The organism is Paenibacillus sp. FSL H7-0918, assembly GCF_038007025.1.
Taxonomy (GTDB): domain Bacteria; phylum Bacillota; class Bacilli; order Paenibacillales; family Paenibacillaceae; genus Paenibacillus_AQ; species Paenibacillus_AQ odorifer.
The window spans coordinates 471,962-485,871 of the sequence record NZ_JBBOWJ010000001.1 but is presented as its reverse complement, the minus strand read 5'-3'; the positions used below and the strand labels follow the sequence as shown (position 1 = coordinate 485,871).

Annotated in this window: 12 protein-coding genes; 11 read left to right on the top strand and 1 reads right to left on the bottom strand. The window is 40.9% G+C overall.

Annotated features, from left to right (window positions below; genetic code table 11):
- Positions 1 to 58 precede the first annotated feature (58 nt).
- From MHI15_RS02335 to MHI15_RS02285, 11 genes are all read left to right on the top strand, one after another.
- Positions 59 to 922: a MurR/RpiR family transcriptional regulator gene (locus MHI15_RS02335; RefSeq protein WP_042129113.1), complete on the top strand. Its 864-nt coding sequence runs from the start codon at positions 59 to 61 to the stop codon at positions 920 to 922.
- 573 nt (positions 923 to 1,495) lie between these two features.
- Complete coding sequence (gene murQ / locus MHI15_RS02330; protein WP_076217895.1) at positions 1,496 to 2,401, top strand: N-acetylmuramic acid 6-phosphate etherase; 906 nt, start codon at positions 1,496 to 1,498, stop codon at positions 2,399 to 2,401.
- A 57-nt stretch (positions 2,402 to 2,458) separates the two neighbouring features.
- Positions 2,459 to 3,913 carry an ABC transporter substrate-binding protein gene (locus tag MHI15_RS02325; RefSeq protein ID WP_076190768.1) on the top strand — a complete coding sequence of 485 codons (1,455 nt, stop codon included), beginning with the start codon at positions 2,459 to 2,461 and terminating at the stop codon, positions 3,911 to 3,913.
- A gap of 104 nt (positions 3,914 to 4,017) precedes the next feature.
- The gene (locus MHI15_RS02320) at positions 4,018 to 4,920 is read left to right on the top strand and encodes a carbohydrate ABC transporter permease (RefSeq protein ID WP_060622964.1); all 903 of its coding nucleotides are present in this window, start codon (positions 4,018 to 4,020) and stop codon (positions 4,918 to 4,920) included.
- Between the two features lie 18 nt (positions 4,921 to 4,938).
- Positions 4,939 to 5,799 carry a carbohydrate ABC transporter permease gene (locus tag MHI15_RS02315; RefSeq protein WP_076281571.1) on the top strand — a complete coding sequence of 287 codons (861 nt, stop codon included), beginning with the start codon at positions 4,939 to 4,941 and terminating at the stop codon, positions 5,797 to 5,799.
- Positions 5,799 to 7,019, top strand: coding sequence for an anhydro-N-acetylmuramic acid kinase (locus MHI15_RS02310; protein WP_341164089.1), 1,221 nt, complete (start codon positions 5,799 to 5,801; stop codon positions 7,017 to 7,019). The genes MHI15_RS02315 and MHI15_RS02310 overlap by 1 nt, the downstream gene beginning before the upstream one ends.
- Complete coding sequence (locus MHI15_RS02305) at positions 7,020 to 7,991, top strand: GNAT family N-acetyltransferase (protein ID WP_341164088.1); 972 nt, start codon at positions 7,020 to 7,022, stop codon at positions 7,989 to 7,991. It abuts the gene before it with no gap.
- 2 nt (positions 7,992 to 7,993) lie between these two features.
- Positions 7,994 to 8,701, top strand: a complete 708-nt coding sequence (locus MHI15_RS02300) for a PIG-L deacetylase family protein (RefSeq protein WP_076106428.1) — start codon at positions 7,994 to 7,996, stop codon at positions 8,699 to 8,701.
- A gap of 98 nt (positions 8,702 to 8,799) precedes the next feature.
- Positions 8,800 to 9,942, top strand: coding sequence for an exo-beta-N-acetylmuramidase NamZ family protein (locus MHI15_RS02295; RefSeq protein ID WP_341164087.1), 1,143 nt, complete (start codon positions 8,800 to 8,802; stop codon positions 9,940 to 9,942).
- A gap of 17 nt (positions 9,943 to 9,959) precedes the next feature.
- Positions 9,960 to 11,522, top strand: coding sequence for a glycoside hydrolase family 3 protein (locus MHI15_RS02290; protein ID WP_076220045.1), 1,563 nt, complete (start codon positions 9,960 to 9,962; stop codon positions 11,520 to 11,522).
- Positions 11,523 to 11,549: 27 nt separating this feature from the next.
- Positions 11,550 to 12,467 (top strand): N-acetylglucosamine kinase, encoded by a 918-nt coding sequence (locus MHI15_RS02285; RefSeq protein ID WP_076276167.1) that lies wholly within the window; start codon positions 11,550 to 11,552, stop codon positions 12,465 to 12,467.
- A gap of 96 nt (positions 12,468 to 12,563) precedes the next feature.
- Here MHI15_RS02285 and MHI15_RS02280 read toward each other — a convergent pair whose 3' ends face one another.
- A complete protein-coding gene (locus MHI15_RS02280) occupies positions 12,564 to 13,772 on the bottom strand; it encodes a GNAT family N-acetyltransferase (RefSeq protein WP_341164086.1) in 1,209 nt (402 codons plus the stop codon).
- Positions 13,773 to 13,910: the final 138 nt, after the last annotated feature.

Genomic DNA, 13,910 nt, shown 5'->3' with positions numbered 1-13,910 from the left:
TGTTTATATTGTTTATGATATTAATAAAGGTGTTAATTAAATCTAGAGTAGGTAGATTATGAGTCTAAATGACAACGTATTAATTAAAATTCGTGATATGCGAGAGAGTTTTACACCAGTTGAACGATTGGTCGGAGATTACATTTTAGAAAATACGGAAGAGATCCCTCATTTGTCGATTAAGGAATTGGCTCAATCGAGTAAGACAAGCGATGCATCTGTCCTTCGTTTCTGTAAGACGATGGGTTACAGCGGATACCGCAATTTTATTGTGAGTATATCGGCATCTTTGGGTTCTCGTGATGAGGATTCAAAGGCTCAATATACAGATATTCAGCCAGGTGATGATCTCTCGACAATTATATCAAATATTTCATTGAATAATTGCAAGTCCATTGAGGATACGCTTAGTGTTATTGATCGAAAAGAAATTACAAGAGCTGTAGAATTACTATGTCATAGTAAGCGAATTGTTTTCTTTGGAATAGGTGCTTCGGGACTCGTTTGTATGGACGGGGAACAGAAGTTCTCGCGAATTAATAAGATGTGTCATGCCTATACAGATGGTCATAGTCAGCTCACGGCAGCAACTTTACTTGAGAAAGATGATGTTGCCATTTTCATTTCTAACTCTGGAGCAACTAGTGATATTATTGATGCACTGGAAATTGCCCAAAAGAATAGAGCGAAATGTATTGCGATTACGAAGTACAATAAAAGTGAGCTTGCGGAGCGGGCGGATATTGTACTGAGCATATCCACACCTGAAATAACAATCCGCAGTGGGGCTATGGGCTCACGTATTGCGATGCTTACGATCATCGACATATTATTTGCTGGTGTCGCAAGTGCAGAATATGAAGAAGTAAAAACCTACTTAACAAAAACGCATAATATATTAAAGAAAAAACTTAGAAATTAGGTTCTGATAGAATGAATGTGAAGGAAAGCATTGATCATGGATCAATGCTTTCCTTTTTTTGTATTTCATTCGCTTATTCGTGTACTGAAATGTACTACATATCAATCCATGTTAGATTATCTACATGATGAATACGTTGATCTAATGAATATAATAAGTAGTTTAATTCAATAATTAATAGCTTGGCACACAATAATGAGGAAGAAAATGAATGGAATCGAAGACGAAACATCATCCGGTTGAACGCGAATGATGTAACTTTATGTTTCGTTTGGAGCGATAATCAGCAAATAATGCATTTTTTAAAATCGCTTTAACCTTAGAGCCATAGCGATCAAAGCAATTGGTAAAAATTTAAATTGTATCTTGTAAGCGCTTTATAAATGTGGTATAACATAGTATGTAAGAAATGAAATAAAACATCAGAATTTAATTTCTTTATGAAATTATATTTCAAAATCTATTGACGAAGCGATGGTGTTGTATTAGTATAAGAACATAATAATTGTAAGTTAATATAACACGTTTTGTTAACTAGATGACAGATTGAGACTGGGAAGAAGGAGGATGGCTATGAATGACTACCTTGCGGGATTGACAACAGAGGCTGTGAATCCAGACACATTAATGATTGATGAATGTACTACGGAAGAAATGATCCAGTTAATGAATCAACAAGATGCACTGGTCCCCAGAGCTATAACTGAGGAGATTCCGCAGATTGCAAAGGCGGTAGATATTCTACATCATAGGTTGTCTAATGGTGGAAGAATGTTTTACATAGGAGCTGGCTCATCAGGAAGATTAGGTGTTCTGGATGCTTCCGAATGTCCTCCTACCTTTGGTACAGATCCTTCCTTGGTGCAGGGCTATATCGCTGGTGGTGATATTGCTTTGCGTACTGCGGTTGAAGGCTGTGAAGACGATATGGATGAAGGGATCGCATTAATCGAAAGCATTGGTGTAACAAACAAAGATGTACTAATTGGGATTTCGGCAAGCGGTAGTGCAAACTACGTTATTGCAGCTTTAGCGAAAGCAAAGGAACTTGGAGCAGCCACTATCGGTGTTTGTAACAACAGAGGCTCAAAGTTCGAACCCATTGTAGATGTTTGTATAACACCTGTTGTAGGACCTGAGGTCATTAGCGGTTCGACTCGATTAAAGGCAGGAACTGCTCAGAAGTTGGTGCTTAATATGCTGACAACATGCACAATGGTCAAGTTAGGAAAAACGTACAACAACTTGATGGTTGATCTGAAGGCTAGTAATTTTAAGCTCGTAGATCGCTCGATTCGTATCATCATGAACACGACTGGTGTAGATACATCAACCGCCGCAGAAACACTTGATAAAGCATCTATGAACTGTAAGTTGGCAATTATGATGATTAAATCGGGGTTAGATGCAAAAGAAGCAGAACAAGTACTTAACGCAAACGGAGGACGCTTGAAACAGGCAATCGCATCATTGGTTTAGGTGTGAAAAGTGGAATAACAGGATGGATGCTATTAATAATTGAGGGGGCTGTTTTCGATGAAAAAAAGATCACGTGGATTAACTCTGTTTTTGTCAGGAATCATGATGGTATCACTATTATCGGCTTGCGGTGGAAACGGAAATAACGCTACAACTTCTACAGATTCCGGTAATACAGGAACTAGTAACGGTGGTTCTGAGCCTAAAAAGGATACGATTACAGCACTTTTACCTCCGATATCAGCGAACTATCAAACACGTTTTGCTGATATGGAAAAAGAATTTAATACACTACATCCTAACTTGACTTTGAAAATCGAGCCAGCGAGCTGGGAAGATATGACGCAAAAACTTGATACTCAAGTAAATGCAGGTTCTCCTCCAGATATTGCTTTTATCGGTGCTTCAGGAATTTCGAAATATGCAGCACTTAATGTACTAATCGACCTTAACGGTGCCCTTTCTGATGAAGCCAAGGCCGATTATGACGAAGTTCCATTGAAATATTTCCAACTAGGTGACGCTCAATACGGCCTACCAGCATATATGGAAATCCACACTATCGGTGGTAACAAACAATTCCTTGAAGAAGCCGGAATTGATTGGAAAAGCATTCAACAAAACGGTTGGACTTATGAAGAGTTCCGTAATGCAATTTCTAAAGGCGTAGTGAAAAATGATAAAGGTGAAACTACTCGTTATGGTTTCGTGTTCGCAACATCTGGTGTAGCATCTAAAGACTATCTAGCTATTCTTGCTAAAACTGCAGGTTTACCAGATTACTTCGATAAAGATCTTAAATATACGTATACAAGCAAAAACTTCTTGGGGCTACTTACATCTATTCGCGAAATGATCAACGATGGTTCTATGCCTAAAGAGCTAAGCTCTATCGATGCTGGCAAACGGTGGAACATGTTCCTAACGGGCCAAACGATGATCACAGGTAAAGGTTTATCTGCATTTGAAAACTCTGCTCGTCTAAACAATGAGAAGATTAAAGCGAACGATGGTTCAGCTGTTGCAGATTCTATTGAAGTTGATTATATTTCACTTCCAGTCCCAACATTCAACGGTGCCGATTATGTCCCTACTTCAATCGTTGATGGTTATATCGCACTTCGTGGTAAAAAAGCTCCATCTGAAGAGCACATCAAAAATATTGCCCTAGCAACGAATTTCTTGTCTTCTGGTTCAATTGCTGCTAACTACAGTAATGAGCTGTTCTTATCACCAATTACTGAATCTGCACGTAATGCAGAAGTACTTGAAAAATTCCCTCGTAACGAAGATAACGTTGCTGCAGGTAAAGCTATGATGGCCAAAGCGCTTCCGGCTCGTACAGATATTCCTACTGATCTGGCTGCTGAAGCATTAAAAATTGAAACAGAAGTTATTATTCCTAAACTACAAGCCTTACTTGCAAATGAGATTGCTCCACAAGAAATGTATGATGCAGTTAAAGCAGCTGCAATTAAATCTTTCGGTAAAGATGGTATTGTAGTTGACTAGTCTGTCGTAGGCTGACATGTGAAAGCTGTGCGTAGCTAGAACGTACAGCTTTCCTTCTAAATTAGCTAGAGCTTGTACTGTTTTTAGAAGAGAGGTGCGACCCAATGAATCAAACGTTGACTAAAAGAAAAAAATTGAAGCTCGAAAGTGACTCAGGTTGGGGATACGCGTTTATCGCAGTAGCACTTATTGCGTTTTCTTTATTTACCGCATATCCAGTCATCAATGCTTTTATTATCAGCTTACAAAAATATGGTCCATTAGGATCCACTTTTGTCGGCATGGATAACTTCGTTAACTCGTTTTCAGATGAACTTTTCTGGAAAGCGCTGAAAAACACGTTAGTATATACGCTATTAACTGTTCCGTTTAATATTCTTCTGTCATTTTTAATTTCAATTTTGATTATTCCTTTCAAGAAAAAAACACAAACGATCTTTAAAGCACTATATTACTTGCCAGCCGTAGCATCTGGTGTAGCGCTTTCTGTTGTGTGGCTGTGGATCTTCGATCCTTTAAAATCAGGTATTGCCAATAAGCTCGTGAGTTTTTTAGGTATTGAAAATCAAAACTGGCTTGGTTCCAGTGCAACTGCAATGTTCTCACTTGTGTTAATGTCATGGTTATCAAGTCATGGTACAGCAATTATTATTTATATAGCCGCATTACTCGCTATTGATAACAGCTATTATGAAGCAGCTGAAATTGATGGCGCGTCTTTCCTGCAAAAGCTTTGGTTTATCGTTGTCCCTTTCCTTAAGCCAACAACGCTATTCCTACTTGTTACGGGTGTTATCGGTTCCTTCCAAGTATTCCAAAACGCTTATCTTATGACAGGCGGTGGACCAGACCATGCAACAACAATGGTAGGTTTGTTAATCTTTAACAATGCGTTCACATATTTTGAGTTTGGTGAGGCAGCGGCACAATCATTAGTTCTAGCAGCGATTATCGGATTTATCTCATTCCTTCAATTCAAGTTTATAGGTAAAGATGTAGAATACTAGGAAAAGGAGCAGAATACTATGGGTTTGTACAACAATAGCTTAAGAAGCAAAGGGTATCTGTTTATACGTAATGGTGCAAACATTACGTTCCTTATCCTATTCGCCGCAGCTACCATATTCCCGATATACTTTATGGTCATTTCCTCGTTCGGTGATCCGGTAGAAGCTGGTGCAATGAGCTATTCTATCCTACCAAAGAAGATTTCATTTGAATCTTATAAATTCTTTTTTAACTTTAGCTCACATACATGGGACTGGTTATTGAACTCTTTTATAGTGGCAGCGTGTATCACGGTATCTAACGTATTTTTTGCTACTCTTGCTGGATATGCTTTTGCAAAAATGAAATTTAAAGGGAAAAACATTTTGTTCGCTATTTTGCTGGGATCTATGATGATTCCTGTTCAAGTTACTCAGGTTCCACTATATATTTTGATCGTAAATATTTTTGAATTACAAAATACGTACACTGCGTTGATTATGCCGAGCATAGTAACGGTATACAATATCTTCTTGGTTAAGCAGTTCATGTCCTCCATTCCAGGTGAAATTATTGAATCTGCTAAAATCGAAGGTTGTTCCCAGCCTAAAATCTTCTGGTATATCATTATGCCTCTATCTAAAACAATTATGGCAGTACTAGCAATCCTAACGTTCATGGCGGCATGGAATGACTTTTTCTGGCCGTTCCTAGTAACGAATACGATGGATATGCAAACCATTCAGGTCGGCTTGAAAAACTTTCGCTTTGCGAATACAACTTACTTTGCACCGATGATGGCGGGGGCAACCATTTCAGCAGTTCCAATGTTTATTTTATTCTTCAGTTTACAAAAATACTTCCTTGAAGGGGTAACAGTTGGAGCGGTGAAAGGTTAATGGACAAACAATCAAAAGTGGATGCAACATACTTAGTTGGCTTGATGTCAGGTACATCAGTAGATGGTATTGATGCAGCAGTAGTTAAGCTTTTCCCTTCAGCCGAAAAAGAGCATGGAGTAGAGATTGAATTACTGGCTTTTGAAAACACACCTTTTGAGGTGCAAGTTAGAAACTCCATATTTGAGCTTTTTGATCCCGCTAGCGCTACGATTGATAAGGTTGGCGCAATGAATATGTGGCTTGGCGAATTATACGCCCAAGCCACATTATCCGTTATAGGGAAATGCGGCCTTTCGCCTTCGCAAATATTCGCAGTAGGATCGCATGGTCAAACAATCTATCATGCTCCGGAAGAGAATGTTATGGGCGGCTATAATCTGCATTGTACCGTTCAGATTGGGGATGGTGCAGTTATCGCCAATCGCACAGGAATTCCTTGCGTATCAGACTTTCGAGTTGCTGACATGGCAATGGGTGGACAAGGAGCTCCGTTAGTACCATTTACCGAATACTTATTGTTTAACAATCCAAAGAAAACACTTCTGATGCAAAATATTGGCGGTATAGGCAATGTGACTGTTTTGCCTGTAAATGCCTCACCGGATGAGGTATTTGCTTTTGATACGGGCCCTGGAAATATGATTATCGATGGCCTTGTATCGCAATTATTTGCACCAATGACCATAGATGTTGATGGCGAAATTGGCGCGGGCGGTCAAGTGATTGATGAGCTATTGAAATGGATGCAGCAGGATAAATATTATACGATGCCGTTACCAAAATCGACAGGCAGAGAACGGTTTGGCCAACAATACGTGGCACAAATCATTGAATTGATGAAGGTTAATCACTGGAAAGCAGAAGATGTTGTTGCGACAGCTACGTTTTTAACTGCCTGGAGCATCTTCGATAGCTATGAACGGTATATTGCACCACAGCATCAGGCTGAGCAATTGCTAATTGGCGGCGGTGGAAGCTATAACAAGACGCTTTTGCGTGATTTACAGCACTTATTTGCACCGCATAACGTGCAGGTGCTGACGCAGGAGGATATCGGTGGTAATAGTGATGCTAAGGAAGCAATTGCTTTTGCTCTGCTAGCGTATTACACGATGGAGCGCTTACCCAACAATATCCCGCTAGTAACTGGAGCTTCACAGCCAGTAGTAATGGGCAAAATTTCCTGGCCCTATATTGGACGTTCACAGGAGGCTTAAATGTTGCAAATCAGACCCTTTTCAATTGAAGATCACTCTGCAGTTGTAGAGCTTTGGAATCGTGAGGCTACAAAATATGATTATAAGCCATTTACAGAGCGAGAGTTTCAAGATACATTCATCGACCATCCTTATTTTGACGCTGACTGTATATGGGTAGGCTGTGACGAAAAAGGGATTGTTGGTTTTGCAGCTGGCTGCTGCGGTGACGATCTCCCTCTTGGAGATGTGGCCGGTTATATTACGAGTGTTATTATAGATACCCATGTGGCTTCTCTGGAGCTTTACGATGTTTTTCTATTGCGTTTAGAAAAAAGATTCCAAGAACTTGGGAAAAGACAAGCGGATGTATTGTTTTTCAACCCTGTTAAGCTGAAGTGGAGTATACCAAGTGCACCTCAGCATGAGCATAATAATGCCCCGGGCATCAGTAAGGACCAGCCATTATATGAAGCTTTAATGGCTAGAGGCTACGAAGATCGAGCGACGCAATGCGGCATGTATTTAAAACTCGGAAGCTTTATAGTTCCCGAAGATATTTTAGATAAGGAAACCAATGCAAATAGCAAGGACTATTACATTACGTCCCATGTCCCTGATTTACATACAGGGCTTGAAGCAACGCTTGCTGCCCTGCAAAATCCGCAGTGGAAGAAGGATATTGTTACTTACGTGAAGGTTGGCGCACCACTTGTAGTAGCTGTGTACGGCAACGAGGTTGTGGGCTTTGCAGGTCCAATTATTTCGCAGCCTGATGGAAGAGCATTTTTTTGCGGTATCGGAGTGCACCCAGAGCATGAGGGTCATGGTCTTGGCAGTGTATTATTTTTCCGAATGGTTGAAGCTTTTCAAAATGTGGGCTGTCAATATATCTCTCTATTCACTGGAAATAATAATCCGGCTCTTCGAATCTATCAAAAAGCGGGCTTTACTATTGAAAAACAATTTTCTATATTGCGGAGGGAACTTTAAAGATGAGCGAAAAATTCACAGTATTAGCAATTGGAGCGCATGTTGGTGATGTGGAGCTAGCTTCTGGTGGTGTGCTCGCTAGTCATAGTTTAAAGGGAGATCGCATTGTGACATTAGCGTTAACTGCGGGTGAACGAGGGGTCCCGGCAGGACAGGATATGAAGGAATATCGTCAGCAAAAAGTGAAAGAGGCACAGGTTTTTGCGGATATGCTAGGTGGTGAAGCCATTGTATTCGATGATTATTGTGACGGAGAGTTGCCTGACAATCAAGAAATTCGTATGGAGGTTTGTGATGTAATTCGTCGCGTGAAGCCTAACATTATTATTACACACTGGAAAAACAGTATGCATAAGGACCATGCGCTAACGCATCATATCGTAAATGATGCCCGTTTCTTCGCAAGTCTATCATCCTTTGAACGAGCGCTCCCCGCGCACTTTGCAGCAAGATTATATTACTCCGAAAACTGGGAGGATGCGGTTGATTATGTCCCTTACGTATATGTGGATTTCGATCAAGCGGCATTTGATCTATGGATAGATGCTTTAAGCAAGCATTGGTTTGTGACGAATAGCAAATCTTTCAAATACATGGATTACTATAAAGCACTAGCAGTTGTTCGCGGCTGTGAAGCAAGAAAGACATATGCAGAAGCATTTATGGTGCCAGCTGAAACGGTGAAGGTTAGGCAGTCTAGTCTTTGGTAACTATTCAACTAGCTAAGAGGGAGTGTTTCTATGTATTGCAGGAAACATTCCCTTGTTCTATCCATTTATGCGAAAAAGCAGCTAGGAGGCAGCTTCATATGGTGTTAAATGGGATTGATTCTATAACGAATTATCGTTATTTGTTCGAAGGTAAGCGCGTAGGATTGATTACAGCGCCGACAGGTCTTACGAAGGATTTTGTATCAACGATTACTATTTTACATGAAAATTTTAATCTTGCTGCGATGTTTTCACCTGAGCATGGCGTTCGCGGAGATTTGGATGCAGGGGCAGTAGTAGACACTTACATGGATCCTTTTACGAATGTTCCAGTCTATAGCTTGTACCGTAAAGACTCCAAGCGTTTAACAAAAGAAATGCTGAATGAAGTAGACATCATTGTATACGATATTCAAGATGTTGGTGTACGCTATTACACATTTATTTATACGATGCTGTATGCACTTGAAGATTGTGCAAATGCAGGTGTAGAATTTGTTGTTCTTGATCGTGTTAATCCGCTTAACGGGGTAACGGTAGAAGGGAATGTCTTGAAGCCCGGCTTCAAATCATTTGTTGGAAATTACGAGCTAGCCGTGCGATACGGCTTAACAGCAGGTGAGGTAGCAACGATGGCAAATGATCAAATGAATTGGAATGCATCGCTGCATGTCGTTCGTTTGGAAGGCTGGGAACGGAGCATGTCCTTCCCGGATACAGGATTAACTTGGGTTCATCCTTCACTTGGAATACCACGATATGAAACGGCGTTATTATATACAGGAACATGTTTATTTGAAGGCACAAACTGCTCCGAAGGACGTGGAACAACGTTCCCTTTTGAAATGATTGGTGCTCCGTTCATTCAAGCGCAGCAATTGGCAGATGAGATGAATGCAAAAGGTATCCCGGGTGTGCTTTTTCGTCCAGTTCATTTCAAGCCAACGTCATCTAAACATTGTGGCGAGCTATGCGGCGGGGTACAAATTTACATTACAGATCTCCAAGTGCTGAGGCCTTTAGAAGTTGGGGTAACCTTATTATTTACGATAAGAGATTTGTACGAGCAATTTTCATTCCTGCCTCCTGTGAAGGAGGGCTCTCGTCCATTTATCGATTTGCTGGGGGGAGACAACATGTATCGTACGGACAATATGCAAGCCAAGCAGCTGCTTGAACAGTTTGCAGCGGAAAGCAAGCAATTTGCAGAAATAACACAGCAGTATCATTTATATCGCTAGAGGAAGGTGAATAATTGATGAGAACAATAGAACATATGAGCTTGCGCGAAAAGATTGGACAAATGTTCGTAACAGGCTTCCCTTCAACCGAGATCACTCCTGAGCTGAAGGAAGTTATTGAGCATTATAAAGTCGGCAATATTATTTTATTCTCACATAATATCGACAATAAATATCAATTAGGCGAGCTTGTTACTGAGCTGCAGCAATGGTACACGACACATACTGGTATCCCGGGCTTTATTACGATCGACCAAGAAGGCGGTCGAGTCACTCGTATGCCTAAAGACGCGACCAATGTTGCTGGAGCCATGGCAATTGCTTCTTCAGGACGACCTGAAAATGCGTATGCAGCAGGCAGAATGACTGCCAGAGAATTGAAAGCATTAGGTATTAATTTTAATCTAGCTCCAGTTATGGACGTTAACAATAATGCATTGAATCCAGTCATAAATGTTCGTTCCTATGGTGATTCTGTTGCAACAGTATCCCAGTATGGAATTCAAATGATGAAGGGATTGCTCGATGGAAGCGTCATGTCCTCACTTAAGCATTTTCCAGGTCATGGTGATACAAATGTCGATTCACATATTGGCTTGCCTACCATTGAAAAAACACTTGAGGAATTAGAGCAGCTTGAGCTGCTGCCGTTTAAGGCCGCAATTGAGCAAGGCGCTCAAGCGATTATGAGTGCACATATTTTATTTCCGAAAATTGAAAAATCCGGTGTGCCCGGAACTATGTCTCATACCATTATTACAGAGATATTAAAAGGAAAATTAGGATATAAAGGGTTAGTTGTATCGGATTGTTTAGAAATGGACGCGATCAAACGATACTATGGTACGGCAAAAGGAGCGTTAGGAGCTGTTAAAGCAGGTATTGATTTGGTATTCATTAGCCATACTCCTGAGACAGTGAAGGAAGCGATTCATTTGATCGAAGAAGCTGTAGCCACCGGTGATTTGGATGAAGCGCTGATTGATGCAGCTGTTACAAAAATTTTAGCTTATAAAGCACAATATGCGACGATTGAGGAGCTGGATTATGAACTAGTTGGCTGCGATGTACATCGCCGAGCAAATGAGCTAATGCGTACGGAAACGATCTGCCTCATGAAAGGTGAGCTCCAGCCCATTCATACCGGTGACGAGCAAGTGTTATTTATGGGTTCCTATTCATACCGCACCGATCTTGCGTCCAGCAGCTTGAATCAAGCTCTTAGCTTTCCGCAATATATGGGGGAGCATTTCAATACAGCTTATGAGATTATCGACATTGACCCGAGCGAGGAGCAAATCAACGCTGCGCTGCCAAAGGTACAAGGCTACAAGCATATTGTTATCGGCTTGTTCAATGCGCGTGAAAACAAAGGTCAGCTTGCGCTTGTTCAGAAGCTGCTGGCAGCAGGCTGCAAAGTAACGGCCATTACATTAGGTCGCCCGTATGATTTACCGTTAATCGAAGGCGAGTTCTGCGGAATTGCGGCATTTGAGTATACACTTGATGCATTCAAATCACTCCTTCCAATCCTAAATGGTGAGGTTGTACCCACCGCCAAGATTACGATACAGATGTAGAAAAAAGTACAACAAGGGGACATAGGTATGGCATTTATCGTTGGAATTGATGGGGGTGGCACGAAAACAGCTGTCACCATTACGCATGACCAGGAAGACTCTTTATTCACCTTTACTGTAGGGCCTATTAATTATAACGGTGGTGATGCTGATGCTATTGCCGCCTCCTTTGAGGAAATTTTTATTCAAACGAAGCTCTACTGCGGTAATTTACAAGAAGTTGCTCATATATGTATAGGTGCGGCAGGAATAAGTAATCCGCTGGTCATCAATTTTTTGGAGCAGCATGTGAGAAATAACGGTTATATCGGGCCATTAACGATTACAGGCGATCAAGAAACCGCATTATACGGGGCACAAAATGCGATGCAAGGCATCATTCTCATTGCCGGTACAGGATCGATTTGCTTCGGGGTGAATGAAAAAGGAGAGCAGCATCGCACAGGAGGCTTTGGTCATTTGATTGATGACGAGGGAAGCGGTTATAGCATTGGGCGCGATCTATTATCCGCATTAGTTCAAGTGGAGGACGGAAGAATAACCGATACGGTCATCCCAGCGATGGTATATGAGCAGCTTGGCTTAAGCACTGTGAAAGAGATTATTGGCTTTGTTTATGATAAAAATACTACGAAAAAAGATATTGCGCAGCTCGCACCGATTATGACGACCGCATGCGAGAAGGGCGATGCACATGCAATAGCGTTAGCGGAGAAATGTGCAGCCAATCTATATGAACTTGTTGTGCCTGTTATTGAACGGCTTAAGCTATATGAAAGTCCGATTGCGATTGCAGGAAGTGTGCTGCAAAAGTCTCGCTTTGTGAAAGAAGCCTTGGAGCGAAAGCTCGCACAGAGCTACCCGCAAACAAAGCTGATTTTGCCGATTAAGGATGCAGCCTACGGTGCTGTCCTGTTAGGAAGATCAAAAATGAACAACGACTAGTTTTTATCGCTATGGAAAAATAAGGGTGTGTCATAAGTCCGAGCAGTTGGACTTGCGACACACCCTTATTTTAAAATGGTAGGAATCAAAAATGGCTTAAAATTTATCGGTCAAATAAAACACGGCTTGTTGTTTCGGAAATAGAGCTTGAAGGATGTTAGCGTGCTCCGTACTGTCCTTTGCTGCGCCTGCTTCATTATAGCCGAACATGATATAAGTCATTAGCTCGCGTTCATCTACTTCTATTGAAGTATAGGGATTGGTATGATTACTAGCATCGGAAACAGAAAGCTGCTTTTGCTTATAATCCAAGTAGATACAGTCCTCATTGCTGCGAAGTGCAATATGCAGCTCCTGGCCTGCAATTAGGTTGCTACGGTTTAGGCGATCTTCTAATTCAGGCTGAAGCTTATGGAAAGTTGAACTGAGATTGATCATTTTCCACATCGCCATATTGATTTGAATTGAATTTGCTTGATGCTGTTGGTAATAGGAATATAGCTTATGGTCCTCTGGGAGCATCGCTAATATTTGCTTTGCATTTTGGCGCAGCTGACATAAGGCATGAAACAAAGCTTCAACACCGTTTTCGGCTTCGTTCAAATACAATAATTCATTAATAAATACTTGTTCAGTATCTTTCTTTTCAATGATGCCATAAGCGACGATTTTTCCATTTCTGCGAAGGAGCAAGCAGTCAACTTTCTTCCATTCCGGCCAGGTCAATAAATCATTCCAATACGTTTTACTTCGGATCACGGTGTAGGTACGATTCTTATTAAATTGTTCATAGATGAAACGGATATCATCGAGATAACAGGCTTCAAAAGGAATGATTTCATCACTGCTTTGCTGCTGCTCCAAACTTGCTGGTTTTTCAATTGCGAAAGCAGTCTCGGGAATAAGTCTCCAGCCAGCTTTTTCATAAAACGCATGCTTACTAGCCAAAAGCAAGCTTATATCATAATCGGTTTCTTTCATATAGTTGGTCTGCGCATGAAGAATTTTGTGTGCAAGCCCCAGCCCGCGGTAATTTAGATCTGTACCGACACTCCCCATTGCACCCGTTTTCAAGATCGCTTGACCGACTCTAATATGAAACGGAAAAATTTGTACATTAGATGCAATCTTATCGTCAACCATCGCAAACCATGTTGTATCTGGATCATATGTGGTGTCTAGGTCTAATCTTTCTTGGAAATAAGCTCGGCCTACGGAAAAGCATTCATCTAAAATATCGTAAATATTTTCAAGCTGCTCTCTAGTTGGATGGTTCATTACGATGATGTTTGGTGTCGTCGTCATCTTCATTTCCTCCTGCGCCGTAATGTTGGGATAAATTTAATAAATGAAAAAAACGATTTTTTGGAATTTAATTTCTTATTTATAGTTTAATATTGAAAGAAAAATTCGTCAATAAAAGGAACGTGTGGAATCATAGAA